The organism is Nocardia jiangsuensis (assembly GCF_042650385.1).
Lineage (GTDB): Bacteria > Actinomycetota > Actinomycetes > Mycobacteriales > Mycobacteriaceae > Nocardia > Nocardia jiangsuensis.
In genome coordinates this window covers 139,895-154,784 of sequence record NZ_JBHSAX010000017.1, presented here as the reverse complement: position 1 = coordinate 154,784, position 14,890 = coordinate 139,895, and the positions used below count along the sequence as shown (strand labels likewise).

15 protein-coding genes and 1 tRNA gene are annotated in these 14,890 nt (G+C 70.9%); 5 read left to right on the top strand and 11 right to left on the bottom strand.

The annotated features are described in order from the left end of the window. Positions 1–6 precede the first annotated feature (6 nt). Positions 7–393: a VOC family protein gene (locus ACFO0B_RS20180; protein WP_378614075.1), complete on the top strand. Its 387-nt coding sequence runs from the start codon at positions 7–9 to the stop codon at positions 391–393. 36 nt (positions 394–429) lie between these two features. Here the strand turns inward: ACFO0B_RS20180 and ACFO0B_RS20175 are convergent. The 3 genes from ACFO0B_RS20175 to ACFO0B_RS20165 all read right to left on the bottom strand — a co-directional run bounded on the left by ACFO0B_RS20175 (position 430) and on the right by ACFO0B_RS20165 (position 1,794). Next, positions 430–501: transfer RNA gene (locus tag ACFO0B_RS20175), tRNA-Thr, on the bottom strand. Positions 502–602: 101 nt separating this feature from the next. Further along, positions 603–845: an MbtH family protein gene (locus ACFO0B_RS20170; protein ID WP_233015787.1), complete on the bottom strand. Its 243-nt coding sequence runs from the start codon at positions 843–845 to the stop codon at positions 603–605. Between the two features lie 115 nt (positions 846–960). Beyond that, positions 961–1,794, bottom strand: coding sequence for an alpha/beta fold hydrolase (locus ACFO0B_RS20165; protein WP_378614074.1), 834 nt, complete (start codon positions 1,792–1,794; stop codon positions 961–963). A 217-nt stretch (positions 1,795–2,011) separates the two neighbouring features. Between ACFO0B_RS20165 and ACFO0B_RS20160 the strand changes: the two genes are divergently transcribed. From ACFO0B_RS20160 to ACFO0B_RS20145, 4 genes are all read left to right on the top strand, one after another. Then, complete coding sequence (locus tag ACFO0B_RS20160; protein ID WP_378614073.1) at positions 2,012–2,182, top strand: hypothetical protein; 171 nt, start codon at positions 2,012–2,014, stop codon at positions 2,180–2,182. A 121-nt stretch (positions 2,183–2,303) separates the two neighbouring features. Beyond that, positions 2,304–3,890 (top strand): alpha,alpha-trehalose-phosphate synthase (UDP-forming), encoded by a 1,587-nt coding sequence (locus ACFO0B_RS20155; protein WP_378614565.1) that lies wholly within the window; start codon positions 2,304–2,306, stop codon positions 3,888–3,890. A gap of 66 nt (positions 3,891–3,956) precedes the next feature. Continuing rightward, positions 3,957–4,679, top strand: a complete 723-nt coding sequence (locus ACFO0B_RS20150; protein ID WP_378614072.1) for a response regulator transcription factor — start codon at positions 3,957–3,959, stop codon at positions 4,677–4,679. Next, entirely contained in the window at positions 4,676–6,130 is a 1,455-nt protein-coding gene (locus ACFO0B_RS20145; RefSeq protein ID WP_378614071.1) for a sensor histidine kinase, read from the top strand. The genes ACFO0B_RS20150 and ACFO0B_RS20145 overlap by 4 nt, the downstream gene beginning before the upstream one ends. Here the strand turns inward: ACFO0B_RS20145 and ACFO0B_RS20140 are convergent. From ACFO0B_RS20140 to ACFO0B_RS20105, 8 genes are all read right to left on the bottom strand, one after another. Next, complete coding sequence (locus ACFO0B_RS20140; protein WP_378614070.1) at positions 6,117–6,599, bottom strand: h domain protein; 483 nt, start codon at positions 6,597–6,599, stop codon at positions 6,117–6,119. The genes ACFO0B_RS20145 and ACFO0B_RS20140 overlap by 14 nt on opposite strands. Positions 6,600–6,745: 146 nt before the next feature. Then, positions 6,746–7,669 (bottom strand): hypothetical protein, encoded by a 924-nt coding sequence (locus ACFO0B_RS20135; RefSeq protein ID WP_378614069.1) that lies wholly within the window; start codon positions 7,667–7,669, stop codon positions 6,746–6,748. Beyond that, positions 7,666–9,075, bottom strand: coding sequence for an MCE family protein (locus ACFO0B_RS20130; RefSeq protein ID WP_378614068.1), 1,410 nt, complete (start codon positions 9,073–9,075; stop codon positions 7,666–7,668). The genes ACFO0B_RS20135 and ACFO0B_RS20130 overlap by 4 nt, the downstream gene beginning before the upstream one ends. Continuing rightward, complete coding sequence (locus ACFO0B_RS20125; protein ID WP_378614067.1) at positions 9,072–10,310, bottom strand: MCE family protein; 1,239 nt, start codon at positions 10,308–10,310, stop codon at positions 9,072–9,074. The genes ACFO0B_RS20130 and ACFO0B_RS20125 overlap by 4 nt, the downstream gene beginning before the upstream one ends. Next, positions 10,307–11,581, bottom strand: a complete 1,275-nt coding sequence (locus ACFO0B_RS20120) for an MCE family protein (RefSeq protein ID WP_378614066.1) — start codon at positions 11,579–11,581, stop codon at positions 10,307–10,309. The genes ACFO0B_RS20125 and ACFO0B_RS20120 overlap by 4 nt, the downstream gene beginning before the upstream one ends. Next, positions 11,578–12,666 (bottom strand): MCE family protein, encoded by a 1,089-nt coding sequence (locus ACFO0B_RS20115; protein WP_378614065.1) that lies wholly within the window; start codon positions 12,664–12,666, stop codon positions 11,578–11,580. The genes ACFO0B_RS20120 and ACFO0B_RS20115 overlap by 4 nt, the downstream gene beginning before the upstream one ends. Continuing rightward, entirely contained in the window at positions 12,663–13,694 is a 1,032-nt protein-coding gene (locus ACFO0B_RS20110) for an MCE family protein (RefSeq protein ID WP_378614064.1), read from the bottom strand. The genes ACFO0B_RS20115 and ACFO0B_RS20110 overlap by 4 nt, the downstream gene beginning before the upstream one ends. After that, positions 13,691–14,821 carry an MCE family protein gene (locus ACFO0B_RS20105; RefSeq protein ID WP_378614564.1) on the bottom strand — a complete coding sequence of 377 codons (1,131 nt, stop codon included), beginning with the start codon at positions 14,819–14,821 and terminating at the stop codon, positions 13,691–13,693. The genes ACFO0B_RS20110 and ACFO0B_RS20105 overlap by 4 nt, the downstream gene beginning before the upstream one ends. Positions 14,822–14,890: the final 69 nt, after the last annotated feature.

Below are 14,890 nucleotides of genomic sequence, written 5' to 3'. Positions count from 1 at the left end.
CCGGTGATGGGTGCCAAACAGCTCAAGATCGGCCTCCGCGTCCGCGACCTGGATCGCTCCGCCGCCCTCTACCTACGCCTCGGCTTCCGCGAAATCCCCAGCGACGACCAACCCGACCTGCGCTACCTCACCTTCCGCAACACCTGGCTCATCCTCTCCGCGCTCGACAGCCACGGATACGACAACACCGAACGCGAACAACTCGTCCGCACCGGCATCCGCGGCCTCGGCGTCGTCCTCGCCATCCCCGTCCCCGACCTGGACGCGGCCTACGAGCTGTGGCAGGCGGAGGGGTTGCCGATCACCAATGAACGGGAGAGCGTCGTCTGGGCCCGCATCTTCTCCGGCCTCGACCCGGACGGGTACGAGGTGACGTTCGAGCAATTCGAGTAGGACGGCTGCATCGGGCAGCCGCCGCTCGCTGGGAAGAGCCCCCTGTCAGGATTGAACTGACGACCTTTCGCTTACAAGGCGAGTGCTCTACCACTGAGCTAAGGAGGCGGAAAGCGGTGCCATCATATACGGCACCGCACCGGGTGGCACGAGGGTTTCGTGCCACCCGGTGAGGGGTCGATCGTCCCGGCGCAGTATCGGAACGAGGGTCAGGACTGGGCGCCCTGGCGGGCCGCGTCGTCGGCGGCCATCGCGTCACGCAGGCTCTTGGGCCGCATGTCGGTCCAGTTCTTCTCCACGTACTCGACGCACGCGGTGCGGCTGTCCTCGCCGAAAACCACTCGCCATCCGGCCGGGACCTCCGCGAAGGCCGGCCACAGGGAGTGCTGTTCCTCGTCGTTGACCAGAACGAAGAAGCGGCCGTCTTCGTCATCGAAGGGGTTGGTGCTCATTTCACCTCACTGAGATACTGGCGCGTTGGTCGGGGATCGGGCTCGGGCACGACCACGTTGAGCCCGAGCGTTGTTTCGACCCTAGCAAGCCGGGTGTTACGGCTGGGCCGTTACCTCAGGCGGCGAAGAAATCCAGCAGGATCTTGTTCACCGCTTCGGGCCGCTCCAGGTAGCCGTAGTGCCCGGCGTCCGGAACCTCCTGGTAGCGCGCGTTCGGGATGACGTCGGCGACCTCGCGGGACAGGTAGGGCGGGATCATCCGATCATCGGCGAAACCGACCGAGAGGCACGGCACGGTGATGCCTCGGTATGCCTGCACCCGATCGAAATCGTGGTCCATCTTGCGCTGTGCCCGGATACCGGGGGTGACCGGGCCTCCGGTGAACTCGAAGAGGTCGAGCCAGTCGCGGGCGGCGTTGCGATCGGCCATGGTGGCGGGCGAGAGGTTCATGACGGCGGTGAGCGCGGCCTCGTACTTGGGCGGCAGCCGGACGCCGCTGGCGTCGAGTTCGTGCTCGCCGGCCGAGAGCGTCTTCTGGAACTGGTCCAGCCGGCCGTGCCCGGCCATGAACACGGCCTTGCGCACCAGCTCGGGCCGGGCCAGCGCCAGCTCCTGGGCGACCCGCGCGCCCATGGAGGTGCCGACGACCAGGGCGGGCCCCTCGTCGAGCAGCTCGATCAGCCCGGCGGTGTCGGCGACCATCTGCTCGATGGCGATGCCGGTGGCGGACTCGGAGGACGGGGCGATGCCGCGGTTGTCGAAGGTGCAGACGCGGTAGCCCGCGGCGACGAGGGCGGGCACCTGGTGCAGTTCCCAGACCCGGCCGGGGCTGCCGGTACCCATGATCAGCACGACCAGCGGCCCCGCGCCCTTGACATCGGTGCCCCTGGTGCGGTCGCCCTTGACCTGGTAGTTGAGCGAGATTCCGTTCACCGTGGCCAGCGGCATCGTCGTCGATCCTTTCGTGGAGGTGGTTCGTCGTCCACGGTATAGGGAGCGGGTGGCGGTGTGCACGGCACCGGTGGCGGCTGTGCACAACTCGAGGGCTGTGCATAAATGCCGCCGCACGTGGCATTCGCCGCGCGGGCGCGGGACACCCGCTCCCCGGCGCCGGATATCATTGACTATTCGCAGAGACCAGCGTATTAGCCGGGAGGACTGACAGATGGCCGCGAAGAGCAGCGCGAACGACATCGCGGACGACGATCTCGAGCCGTTGGCCGACGAGACCGCACGTCAGGCACAGCGGGTGGTCGCGGCATACGCCGCGGACGCCGACGAGTGCCGGATGCTGCTGGCGATGCTCGGCATCGGCACGGGCGTCCGCGCCGAGTAGGCAGACCGGGGCAGTCGACGCCGAGGGCGCCGTCGACCGGCCGGACCGACACATACAACAGCACACTGCGGCAGACGCTCGTCAGCGGCCTCGTTGCGCAAAGGATGCGTGAGTGGATCACATGAACGACCACCAGTCCGACGACTCCGACACCGTCTCGCCCGACGCAGGGCCCGAACCGATCGGCCGCGGCGGCACCGCTGCCGACTACGCACCCGTCGCGGGCAGCGGCTCCGGCTTCGTCGTCGTCGCCAACCGGCTGCCGGTCGACCTGGAGAAGCTGCCGGACGGCACCCGCCGCTGGAAGCGCAGCCCGGGCGGCCTGGTCACCGCGCTGGAGCCGGTACTGCGCAGCAACAGGGGGGCCTGGGTCGGCTGGGCGGGCATCCCGGACGTCGACGTCGACCCGATCATCGAGGACGGCCTGGAGCTGTACCCGGTGCCGCTCTCCGCGGACGAGGTCGCCGATTACTACGAGGGCTTCTCCAACGCCACGCTGTGGCCGCTCTACCACGACGTCATCGTGCGCCCGGTGTACGACCGGGCCTGGTGGGCCGCGTACGTCGAGGTCAACCGGCGCTTCGCCGAGGCGACGGCCAAGGTGGCGGCGGAGAACGCGACCGTCTGGGTACAGGACTACCAGCTCCAGCTGGTGCCGAAGATGCTGCGGATGCTGCGGCCGGACCTGACGATCGGCTTCTTCCTGCACATCCCGTTCCCGCCGGTCGAGCTGTTCATGCAGATGCCGTGGCGCACCGAGATCGTGGAGGGGCTGCTCGGCGCCGACCTGATCGGCTTCCACCTGCCCGGCGGCGCGCAGAACTTCCTCTACCTGGCCCGCAGGCTGGCCGGGCAGCCCACCTCGCGCGGCACCATCGGCGTGCGCTCCAAGCTGGGCGTCGTGCAGGTCGGGTTCCGCACGGTGCGGGTCGGCGCCTTCCCGATCTCGATCAACTCCGCGGAGCTGGACGAGCTCTCCCGGCGCCGGTCGGTGCGCGAGCGGGCCGCCAAGATCCGGGCCGAGCTCGGCAGCCCGAAGACCATCCTGCTCGGCGTCGACCGGCTGGATTACACCAAGGGCATCGATATCCGGCTGAACGCGCTGGAGGAGCTGCTGGTCGACGGCCGGGTCGATCCGACGCACACGGTCATGGTGCAGCTCGCCACGCCGAGCCGGGAGCGGGTGGAGAGCTACATCCAGATGCGCGGCGACATCGAGCGCCAGGTGGGCCGGATCAACGGCGAGTTCGCCAGGGTCGGCTACCCGGTGGTGCACTACCTGCACCGGCCCATCCCGCGCGAGGAGCTGGTCGCGTTCTTCGTCGCGGCCGACGTCATGCTGGTGACGCCGCTGCGCGACGGCATGAACCTGGTGGCCAAGGAGTACGTGGCCTGCCACAGCGGGCTGAACGGCGCGCTCGTCCTCAGCGAGTTCACCGGTGCGGCCGCCGAGCTGCGCCAGTCCTACCTGTGCAATCCGCACGACCTGGACAGCGTCAAGGACGCCATCGTGGCCGCGGTGGACGACGACAGGGACACCAGGCGCCGCCGCATGCGGGCGCTGCGCAGGCAGGTGCTTGCGCACGACGTCGACCGCTGGGCGCGGGCCTTCCTGGAGGCGCTCGCGCAGGACCAGGTGGCGGGCAGCGCGCTGATGAACGTGGGCGACGAGGACGACGACGAAGTGGATCGCGACACCGACGACTGACCGCGCACAGCGACTTCACAGGAAAGGTCCAGCGACTTCGGAGGCCGGTGACCGACGATGGTCTCCATGACAGCCGCACCGCCAGAGGCCAGGGTGCTCGTCGTCGACGACGAGCCCATGATCGTGGAGTTGCTGGCGGTGAGCCTGCGGTTCCAGGGCTTCGAGGTGGCGACGGCGGCGGACGGCGCGCAGGCGCTGGATCGGGCGCGCGGCTTCCGGCCGCAGGCGCTGATCGTCGACGTCATGATGCCGGGCATGGACGGTTTCGGACTGCTCCGCAGGCTCCGCGCCGACGGCATCGACGCGCCGGTGCTCTTCCTGACCGCGCGCGACGAGGTGCAGGACAAGGTCGCCGGGCTCACGCTCGGCGCCGACGACTACATCACCAAACCGTTCTCGTTGGAGGAAGTGGTCGCCCGGCTGCGGGTCGTGCTGCGCCGGGCGGGCCACGGCGAGCCGCCGAAGGAGACGTCGCGGCTGCGCTTCGCCGATATCGAGCTGGACGACGACACGCACGAGGTGTGGAAGGCCGGTGAACCGGTGGCGCTCTCGCCGACCGAGTTCACGCTGCTGCGCTACTTCATGGTCAACGCGGGCACCGTGCTCTCCAAGCCGCGGATCCTGGATCACGTGTGGCGCTACGACTTCGGCGGCGAGGTCGGGGTGGTCGAGACCTATGTGTCGTACCTGCGGAAGAAGGTCGACACCGGCGGTCAGCGGCTGATCCACACGCTGCGCGGGGTCGGGTACGTGATGCGCGAACCGCAGCGCGCGCGGTCGGGGCGGTGAACCGGGCCGCGGTGGCGAGGGCCCGCCGTGCGCTCGGCGCCCGGCTGTCGGCGATCCCGCTGCGGGTGGGGCTGGTGCTGGCGCTGGTGCTGCTCTGCGCCGCCGGGCTGGTCGCCTCCGGCATGCTGGTCACCTCGGCGCTGGAGCGTTCGCTGCTGAACCGCACCGACCAGCAGCTGCGCGAGGCCGCGCTCTCCTGGGCCAGGCCGGACCGGCTGGTCGGGCCGCTCCCGGCGGACGGGAGGCAGCCGCCGAGCCCGTTCTTCGTCGAGGTGGAGCGGCCGGACGACCCCGCCCGGCTGGTGCTGCGCCCCTTCAACATCGACGCCACCCCCGCGCTGCCGGAGCCGCCGATCGGACGGCCGGTGACCGTCGGCTCCACCGACAACGCCGACGTCGAGTGGCGGGTGCTGAGCCTGCGCACCGGGGACGGCACCACCACCGTGGCGGCGCCGCTCACCCAGAACCGGGACACCGTCGACCAGCTGATCATGCTGCTGGTCGTGGTCGGGGTGCTGGTACTGGTTGCGCTCGCCGTCGCGGCGTACTTCGTGATCGATCGGAGCCTGCGGCCGCTGCGCGACGTCGAGCGCACCGCCGCCGCCATCGCCGCGGGCGACCTGCACCGGCGGGTCCCGCAGCAGAACGCCAATACCGAGGTGGGCAGGCTCTCTCGCTCGCTGAACGGCATGCTGGCGCAGATCCAGCGCGCGTTCGAGGCGCGCACGGCGTCCGAGGAGGCCGCGCGGCACTCGGAGGAGCGCATGCGCCGGTTCGTCGCGGACGCCAGCCACGAGTTGCGCACCCCCCTCACCACCATCCGCGGCTTCGCCGAGCTTTTCCGGCAGGGCGCGACCAGCGATCCCGCGCTCTTCATGGATCGGATCGAGCGCGAATCGCAGCGCATGGGGCTGCTGGTCGAGGACCTGCTCATGCTGGCCAGGATGGACGCCGACCGGCCGCTCGACCTCGCGCCGGTCGACCTGCTGACGCTGGCCAGCGATGCCGTGCACAGTGCGCGGATGCTGGGGACCAAGGACGCCGAGCCGCACACCGTCGAGCTGGAGGTGCGGCCGGGCACCGGCACGCTCGAGGTGCTCGGCGACGACACCCGGCTGCGGCAGGTGCTCGGCAATCTGCTGAGCAACGCCGTGGTGCACACCCCGCCGGGCACGGCCGTCACCGTGCGGCTCACCCCCGCGGCGGACGAGGTGCTGCTCGAGGTGGCCGATACCGGGCCCGGGCTGCCCCGGGACGAGGCGGAGCGGATCTTCGAGCGCTTCTACCGGACCGACACCTCGCGGACCAGGGCCAGTGGCGGTACCGGGCTGGGGCTGTCCATCGTGCGCGCGCTGGTGACGGCGCACGGGGGTGCGGTGCGGGCGGCGAGTGCGCCGGGGCAGGGCACCACCTTCACGGTGCGGCTGCCCCGCGAACTCACACCGGGGTGACGGCGGCGACCAGCCAGCGGTCTCCGTCGCGGTCCAGCTCGACCTTGACGCGGCTGCCGCTGGTGGTGCCCTCCGGGCTGTCCCTGCTGGTGGTGATCTGGTTCAGGAAGAGCATGACCACGGCGTGGCTCGCGTCCGCGGAGACGATGCCCGCGGCCTGGGCGTCGGCCTGCACGCTGAGCTGCTTCTCCTTGGCGCCGGGGGCGATGGCGTCCTGGATCAGGGTGAGGTAGTCGGCGCGGAAGTCGGGGGCGAGGTTGTCGGCGGCCTTCGGGAGTTCGGTGTCGACGGAGTTGAAGTCGTAGCTGAACATGGCGGAGACGGTGCGGCTCGCGGTCGTCGCGGCGTCGGAGCGGGCCTGCTCGGTGCGGTTGTCGTCCCAGAGTCGGTAGCCGTTGACGCCGGCCAGGATCGCGGCGGCGAGGAGTAGAAGGGCCGCGGCACCGGCCAGGACCTTGGTTCGGTTCATGCTGTATCCACGCGGCCTGAGCGAGGGCCCTCCGCGGCTACGCTTCGCTTCCGTCTCCGGGCCTGACTCGCTCATGCTGTATCCACGCGGCCTGAGCGAGGGCCCTCCGCGGCTACGCTTCGCTTCCGTCTCCGGGCCTGACTCGCTCATGCCACGAACTCCACTTTCGACGCGGTGAGGCCCTCGTCGCCGCGGGTGACGGTGACGCGGAACCGGTAGTAGCGGGTCTGTGGCTCGGCCTGGCCCGCGTTGGTCAGGGTCTGCTTGGCGGCGACGAGGACCTGGGCGGAGTTCTCGTCGTCGCGCTCCAGGGCGGCTTCGACGATGTCGCCGGTGGAGACGACCTTGGCCTGCTGCACGATGTCGGTGAAGGGGTCGACGCGGCCGTCGAACTCGGTTTTGAAGTCGCCGGAGGCGACGGAGAGGATCCGGTCGATGTCCTCCCGTGCGGAGTCGGCGCGGATCGTGGTCAAATTCAGGACGGTCTGGCGGGCGGTCTGCAGGTACTCGTTGCGGCGCTCGTCCCTGGCGTCGTTCGCGCGGACCGCGAGGGTCGAGATGACCGCGCTCACCACGATCGCGATGGCGGCGATCGCCGCGGCGGCGGTCAGCGCGAGGCGCTTCCAGGAGCGCGCCGGAGTGGCCGTTTCCGGCGCTGGGGCCTCGTCGGCGTCCTCGTCGAGCGCGACCTTCGCCGCCGCGGGCTCCGCCTTCGCCGCCACGGTGTCGGCCTTCGACGGCGCGGTATCGGCCGCAGGCCCGGCCGCGGAAGGCGCGGTCTCGGCCGCAGCCACCGGCACGGTTTCGGCGGCAGCCGATGGCTCTGCCTTCGCAGGCGCGGCTTCGGATGCCGCAGGCTCGGCCTTCTTCGGCGCCACGTCGGAGGCGGTGGGCACCGGGGCAGTGGACGCGCTCCGCCCGGCGGCCGCCGCCGCGGAGGAACCGCGGTCACCGGAGGCCGTCCCCTCGGGTGCGGCACCCGAGACGTCCCCGCCGTCGGCGGGCGGCGGCCCCGCCGAGCGCAGCGCCCGGCGGCGAGCACGCGGCTTGTCGTCGTTGATCTCGCTCATCGTTGCTGCTCCTCGAGCATCGCCTGCCAGCTCGACGGTACCGTGCCCGACCCGTCGGCCACGTCGCCTTGCCGATACGAACGGCCGTCGGGGCCCATGTACACCCCGGAGCCCGGGTCGTAGGCCCGCGCCGAGGCGGGGGTCACGGCCGTGCCGTCGGAGCCACCGCCGGTGTACCCGGCGGGCTCGACCGGCTGCGGCGGGCCGAACGGCGGATTGTTGCCGAGCGGGGTGTAGGCGCCGGTGCGGCACAGCTCAGGGGTGGGGGCGCGCCGCCCCGGGTACTCCTGGCAGGGCGTGTTGCGGATGCCGCGCACCGCCTCGGCCGCGTCCTGCGGCACCTTGCAGTAGAGCCCGGGCGGGGTGTCCGGGATGTCGAGCAGGGTGGGGTCGCGGCGCTCTTCGGGCGGGAGGAAGCCGGTGGTGCAGGGCGGCGGGTCGTTGACGGTCACCATGAAGTCGACCATCGCGCCGTACTCCAGCGGCCCGCGCACCGCGGTGAGCAGCGCCGCCACCAGCGGCGGGTAGACGACCAGGATCTGCTCCAGCCCGGCGTGGTAGATGGTGGTGACCTGCCCGACGCTCACCAGGTTGGCGAGCAGCAGCGGCAGCGTCGGGCGCAGCGTCTGGAAGAGGTCGGTGACCTGCTGCATCGCGCCGGGACCCTCGGTGAGGATATTGCGCAGCGCGGGGTCGTGCGCGCGCAGCTGATCGGTGACCGTGGCGAGGTCGGCGGTCCAGCTCCTGATGTTCGCGTCCGACTGCACCTGGGTGTCGAGCAACGGGCCGAGCTGGTCGAGCAGCTGCTTGGTCGGCTCGACGCTGCTCTGCGCCTCCTGCACCAGCAGCGCGGCCGAGTCGATGAACCGCTGCAGGTCGGGGCCTGCGCCGTTGAAGGCGCGGAACGCCTCGTCGATCACCTGGCGCAGCCTGGTGTCGGCGACGCTGGAGAGCAGCCGGTCGGTCTGGTCGAGCAGCGACCCGACGTCCTGCGGCAGCTTGGTCCGGTTCACCGGGATGACGTCGCCGTCGCGCAGATCGCCGTCGGCGCTGCGGTTCTCGGCCGGGATCAGGTCGACGTACTGCTCGCCGATGGCGGAGACGCTGCGCACCCAGGCGTCGACGTCGGCGGGCACCTTGTGGTCGCTGTCGATGGAGATGACCGCGTCCACCCCGTCCGGCGTCAGCTTGACCTCCTGCACCTTGCCGACATTGGTGCCGCGGTAGGCGACGTTGGCGTTCGGGTAGAGCCCGCCGGTGGCGGCGAGCTGCACCGTCACCTGGTAGCGGCCGATGCCCAGCATGGCGGGCACGCCGACGTAGGTGCCGCCCATGATGATCAGCCCGACCGCGGTCAGGATCGCGAAGATGACCAGCTGGATGCGGACGAAACGGGTGAGCGTCATTGCCCGGCACCTCCGGGTGCGGCCGGTGCTCCGGGCAGCGGCACGGTCAGGCCGGGAATGGCGGGCAGCCCCGGGATCGGCGGCAGCCCGGGAATGGTCGGGGTCGGGCCCGGCCCCTGGTCAGGCGCGGCCAGCGGACCGAGCGCGGGGTTGCCCGGCTGGCTCGCGGTCTCCGGCGCGATGGTGCCGAGCACGCCCTCGATCCCGCCGAACCGGCCGCCGAGCGGGGTTCCGGTGAGCCAGTTGGAGTCCAGCCTGGCCGCGGTCAGGTCCAGCGTCATGAAGAGGTTCAGGTAGTCGCCCTTGATCGCCCGGTCCAGGTTCTTCATCGGGAACGGGAAGGTCGCGATGATCTTGAGCGACTCGGTGAGGTTGTGCCCGGTGTCGGCCAGCGTCTGCAGCACCGGGTGCAGCGCGGCGAGGTTGGCCTTCAGGTCGTCGCCGCTGGCGTCGATGATCCGCTCGGCGACGTCGCTGAGGTCGCCGAGCGCGGTGAGCGCCCTGGTGATCTCGGCCCGCCGGTCGGCGAGCACGGTGAGCGCCGGGTGGATGTCGGTGATGGCGGCGGCGAGCACGTCGCGCTGCGCGACCAGCTCTCCGCCGAGCCGGTCCAGCCCGCCCATGGCGTCGATGATGCTCTGGGTCTGCCCGTTCAGGCCGATAGTGAGGTCGTTGAGCTGGACGATCAGGTCGCGGACGTCGCTCTCGCGGCCGGTCAGCGCGGTGTTCAGCTCGCGGGTGATGTTCTCCAGCTGGGAGATGCCGCCGCCGTTCAGCACCACCGAGAGCGAGGAGAGCACCTGCTCGGTGGTCGGGTACACCGAGGCCCGCGCCAGCGGGATGGTGTCGCCGTCGCGCAGTTCGCCCTCGGGCGCGGCGTCCCTCGGCGGCGCCAGTTCGACGTGGTTGCTGCCGAGCAGGCTGGTCTGGCCGATCGCGGCGGTGGCATTGGCGGGCAGCCGCACGTCCTGCTCCAGCGAGACGGTGACCAGCGCGTGCCAGCCCTCGACCGCGATGTCGGCGACCGTCCCGACCGCGACGTCGTTCACCCGGACCGGCGAATTTCGGGTCAGCGTGGTGACGTTCGGCATCTGGATGTGCACCTGGTAGGCGCCGGCGTCGGTGCCCTTGGCGCCGGGCATGGGAATCGAGTTCAGCCCGTCCCACTCGCAGCCGGTGGTGCCGAGCACGATCGCGGCGGCCGCGGCGAGCACGGTCAGACATCGGCGGTTCATCGCCCACCTCCCGGAATGGCGAGCCCGGCCAGCCCCTGCGGCACCGAGATCGGCGCCTGCGCGGGGGCGGGGCCCTGATCCCGCGGGCCCTCGGCGGCGAGGCTCGGCGGGCTGTAGACGAGCTGGTCGGGGAAGGCGGTGACGCCGGTCGCCGGGTTGGTCATGATCGGCAGGTAGTTCATGCCGAGCGACTGGATCACCGGGGCGAGGAACTCGTTGCAGAGATCCGCGCTGCGGTCGGACTGGTTCTTCTCCAGCGCGCGCACCGAGCCGCAGAGGAAGCTCATCGGGTTGCCCGGGTTGGCGAGCGCGATGGCGCCGGTCAGCGTGCCCTGGGCGGGCTTGTAGAGCTGATAGAAGTTCACCAGCGCGGTCGGGCCGGAGTGCAGCGCCTGCTCCAGCTCCGGGCGCTTGTCGGCCAGGATCTGGGTGGCCTGGGCCAGCTTCTGCACGCTGTCGGTGAGCTGGGTGCCGCTGTCGTCGAGGAAGCGCCGGACGTCCACGATGGCCAGATCCAGGTTGTCCAGCCCGGCGCCGAGCTCGGCCGAGACCCCGGCCAGCACCGAGGAGACCGAGGCCAGCCTGCCGCCGAACTGCACGATCTGCTCGTTGCTGGCGCTCAGCACCTCGACGAACTTCTGCAGGTTGCGGATGGTGCCGAAGAGGTCGGTGCGGCCGTCGGAGAGCGTGGTCAGGGTCGCGGAGAGCTCGCGCAGCGTGTCCCGGAAGCGGTCGCCGTTGCCGTCCAGGTTGTCGGCGGCCACGTTCACGAAGCGGCCGAAGGAGCCCTGCTCGTCGTCACCGACCGGGCCGAGCGTGGTGGCCAGCTTGGAGAGCTCGGTCTTGATGTCGTCCCACTCCACCGGGACCGCGGTGCGCTCCAGCCCGATGGTGGCGCCGTCGGCCAGCTTCGCGCCGCCGGTGTAGGCCGGGGCGAGCTGGATGAATCGTGCCGAGACCAGCGAGGGGGCGATCAGGACGGCGCGGGCCTCGGCCGGGACCTCGACACCGCGGTTCAGCGTCATGGTCACCGCGACCTTGTCGTCACCGGGCTCGATCTCGTCGATCCGGCCGACCTCGACCCCGAGGATCCGGATGTCGTCGCCCTCGTAGAGCCCCGCGGTGGAGGCGAATTCGGCGGTCACGGTGGTGGTGCCGATATTGCGCAGGCCGAAGTACCCGGCCACCGCGAGCAGCGCGACGACCAGCACCGCGGCCCCGATGGCGAGGGTCCGGCGCGGGATGTTGCTGACGGTGTTCCGCACGGTCATCGCGGCGGCTCCTGAACGGCGGGCCCGATCGAGGGCGGTGGGTCGGCGAGGTACTGGCGCAGCGAGTCGGGCAGGTGCTGCGGCCAGACCAGCGAGTCGACCAGGATCTGCAGCCCGGTACTCGTCGCGTTCACCACGTACGCCTGGAAGTACGGCCCGCTGCCGACCTGTTCGCCGAGCGCGGCGGAGAACGGGCCGAGCCGGTCCAGCGCCAGCGAGATGTTCTCCCGGTTCCTGGTCAGCAGGTCGAGCACCTGGTCCAGCTTCCGCAGCGCCGGGTTCAGCTGGGCCTCGTTGTCCGCGATCACGCCGCGCAGCTGCAGCGCCAGGCCGTTCACGTAGACGATGAGCTGGCTGATCGCGGTGCGCCTGCGGTCCAGTTCGCCGAGGAGTTCGTTGCCGTCGAGCAGCAGCGCGTTGATCTGGGTGCCACGCTCGGCCAGGATCTCGGTGACCCGCTGCGCCCTGGCCAGCAGGTCGGTGAGCGCCTGGTCGCGGGTGTTGATGCTGCGCGAGAGCGCGGTGACGCCGTCCAGCGCGGAGCGCAGCGGGGCCGGAGTGTCGGCGAAGCTCACCGAGAGCGCGTCCAGCGTCTCGTCCACCCGCTGCATGTCGAGGCCCTGCACGGTGCCCGCCAGGTCGCCGAGCGCCTCGTTCAGCGAGTACGGCGAGTTGGTGCGCTCCAGCGGGATGGTGTCGGTGGCGCGCAGCGCGCCGGGCCCGTCCGGCGAGACCTCGAGCGACTTGCGGCCGAGCACGGTGTTGGTCTTGATCGCCGCGCCGGTCTTCTCGCCGAGCACGATCGACTCATTGAGACTGAAGGTGACGAGCACCTTCGCGCCGTCCAGCCGGACGTCCTCGACCCGGCCCGAGCGCACCCCGGCCACCTGCACCGCGTCGCCGGGGACCAGCCCGCCCGCGTCGCCGAAGAAGGCAGTGTAGGTGGCGCCGGAGCGGATGAAGGGCAGCCGGTCGAACTGCAGCGCCGACAGGGCGATCGCGACCGCGAGCACGAGGCCGACGATGCCGATCGTCATCGTCGTGGAACGACCGTCTGTCAGTGTGGGGGAACGCTGTTCGCTCATTCTGTGTCAGCGCACCTTCCACTCGACTGCGGACCGGGCAGGTTGATCTGGATCGGCTGCCCGTTCGGGCCGTCCATCACGATGTTCGTCTCGCAGACGTAGAGCTGCAGGAAGGAGCCGTAGGAGCCGATCCGGATGAGCTTGCGGTAGGTCTCCGGGAGCTTGTCGAGCACCCACTGCACGTCGGCCTCGCCCGCGTTCAGGTTGGTGGCCAGCCGGTCGGTCTGCGCGATGGTGGCGCGCAGGTCGGGGCGGGCCTGGGCGAGCAGGTCGGTCAGATCGCCGGTGGCGCCCGCGATCCGGGGCAGCGCGGCCCCGATCGGGTCGCGGTCCTCGGCCAGCCCGCTGACCAGGCGCTGTAGCTCGGCGATGGTGGTCTCGAACTGGTCGCCGCGCTCGTCGATGGTGGCGAGGACGGTGTTCAGGTTGGTGATCACGCTGCCGATCAGGGCGTCCCGGTCGGCCAGCGTGCGGGAGAAGGAGCCGCCGCTGTTCAGCAGCGAGACCAGCGTGCCGCCCTGGCCCTGGAAGATCTGCAGCAGCGCGTTGGTCAGGTCGTTCACCTGGCCCGGATCCAACCCGCGGAGCAGCGGCTTGAAGCCGCCGAGCAGCATGTCCAGGTCGAGCGCGGGCGCGGTGCGCTCCAGCGGGATGCTGCCGCCGGAGCGCAGCTGCTCGGCCGAGCCGGGCCCCTCCAGCAGCTCCAGGTAGCGGTCGCCGACCAGGTTCTCGTACCGGATCGCGGCCCTGGTGCTGGTGAAGAGGGGGAACCGGCGATCGACGTCGAACTCCACGTGCGCACGGTGGTCGTCGCCGACCTTCACCGAGCTCACCGACCCGACCGGAACCCCGGCGATCCGCACCTTCGCGCCGGGCAGCATGCCGGACGAGCTGGTGAAGACGGCGTGGTAGCCCTCCTCCCGGGAGAACCGCATCTGGCTGAAGACCACGACGAGCCCGGCGAAGATCAGCGTCATCACCACGGTGAAGATCGCCAGTTTGATGCCGGTGGCATTGCTGCGTTTCACGGCTGCCCCACCCCCGGCATGCCGGCGAAGAGGATCTCGAACACCTTGGGGCCGAGGGTGAGCCTGGTGCTCGGGGTGTAGGGCGCGCCCTCGCTGGTGTCGGTGACGGTGTAGTCGGAGTGCATGCCCGGGTAGCGGTCGGAGATGCCCCGGCAGCTCGGGCCGCCGGTGGCGTTCACCTTCGGCAGGTCCCTCGGGTAGGTGTACGGCTCGGCGCCGTACATGAAGTTGGTGTTCAGCGCGACTCCCTCCTGGCCGCCGCCGAAGACCGCCTCACCCAGCGGCAGCGCGGTGGCCAAGCCGTTGACCAGGCAGTACAGGGCGGGCGAGTACTGATTCAGCAGCGAGGTGGTGGGAGTGAGCAGCTCCAGCGCGGTGATCACCTGGGTCTCGTTCTCGCGCAGCACCGCGCCGGTGGTGTCGGCCATGCCGATCACGTTCAGCAGCAGGCCGTCGAAGTTGCGCTGTTCCTGGACGAGGGTGCCGCCGGTGACGGTCAGGTTGTCGACCGCGCGGAGCAGGTCGGGCGCGGCATCGGCGTAGATGTTCGTGACCTGCGCGGTGGCGTCGAGGTCGCGCTGCAGGGTCGGCAGGTACGGGTTCATCTCGCGCAGGTAGGCGTCGCTGGTGCTCAGCAGCTCGCCGAGCTTCTGGCCGCGGCCGTCCAGCGCCGAGCCGAGCGCGGCGAGCGTGGCGTTCAGTTTCTCCGGCTCCAGCGCGTTCAGCACCTGGGAGAGGTGCTGGAAGATGGTGTCGAACTCGACCGTCACCGACTCCGCGGCGACCGTCGCGCCCGACCGCAGCGGGGTGCTCGACGGGTCGTCCGGGATCACGAAGTTGATGTACTTGGCGCCGAAGACGGTGGTCGAGCGGATGTCGACGCGCGCGTTCGACGGCACCAGGTGCAGCTGGTCCGGGTCGAGCGCGAGCGCGATCCTGGCGTCGGCACCGGTGGTGTCGACCCCGGTGACCCGGCCGATCTCCACCCCGCGCACCCGCACCTTGGCGTCCGGGTCCAGCACGAGACCGCTCCGCGGGGCCTCCACCGTGACCGCCGCGACCGGGGTGAACCCGCCGACGAACATGGTCAGCGCCACCGCGGCGACCGCCACCAGCAGGAGCACCATCGCCAGCCCGGCGAGCTTGAGCCCGAACCGGTCGAGGAACCGGGCGCCCCGGCCCGGCTCGGCCGCGCG

Coding starts and splice junctions, on each gene's coding strand:
- ACFO0B_RS20180 (WP_378614075.1), top strand. CDS start 7: ATGGGTGCCAAACAGCTCAAGATCGGCCTCCGCGTCCGCGACCTGGAT.
- ACFO0B_RS20170 (WP_233015787.1), bottom strand. CDS start 845: ATGAGCACCAACCCCTTCGATGACGAAGACGGCCGCTTCTTCGTTCTG.
- ACFO0B_RS20165 (WP_378614074.1), bottom strand. CDS start 1,794: ATGCCGCTGGCCACGGTGAACGGAATCTCGCTCAACTACCAGGTCAAG.
- ACFO0B_RS20160 (WP_378614073.1), top strand. CDS start 2,012: ATGGCCGCGAAGAGCAGCGCGAACGACATCGCGGACGACGATCTCGAG.
- ACFO0B_RS20155 (WP_378614565.1), top strand. CDS start 2,304: ATGAACGACCACCAGTCCGACGACTCCGACACCGTCTCGCCCGACGCA.
- ACFO0B_RS20150 (WP_378614072.1), top strand. CDS start 3,957: ATGACAGCCGCACCGCCAGAGGCCAGGGTGCTCGTCGTCGACGACGAG.
- ACFO0B_RS20140 (WP_378614070.1), bottom strand. CDS start 6,599: ATGAACCGAACCAAGGTCCTGGCCGGTGCCGCGGCCCTTCTACTCCTC.
- ACFO0B_RS20135 (WP_378614069.1), bottom strand. CDS start 7,669: ATGAGCGAGATCAACGACGACAAGCCGCGTGCTCGCCGCCGGGCGCTG.
- ACFO0B_RS20130 (WP_378614068.1), bottom strand. CDS start 9,075: ATGACGCTCACCCGTTTCGTCCGCATCCAGCTGGTCATCTTCGCGATC.
- ACFO0B_RS20125 (WP_378614067.1), bottom strand. CDS start 10,310: ATGAACCGCCGATGTCTGACCGTGCTCGCCGCGGCCGCCGCGATCGTG.
- ACFO0B_RS20120 (WP_378614066.1), bottom strand. CDS start 11,581: ATGACCGTGCGGAACACCGTCAGCAACATCCCGCGCCGGACCCTCGCC.
- ACFO0B_RS20115 (WP_378614065.1), bottom strand. CDS start 12,666: ATGAGCGAACAGCGTTCCCCCACACTGACAGACGGTCGTTCCACGACG.
- ACFO0B_RS20105 (WP_378614564.1), bottom strand. CDS start 14,821: ATGGTGCTCCTGCTGGTGGCGGTCGCCGCGGTGGCGCTGACCATGTTC.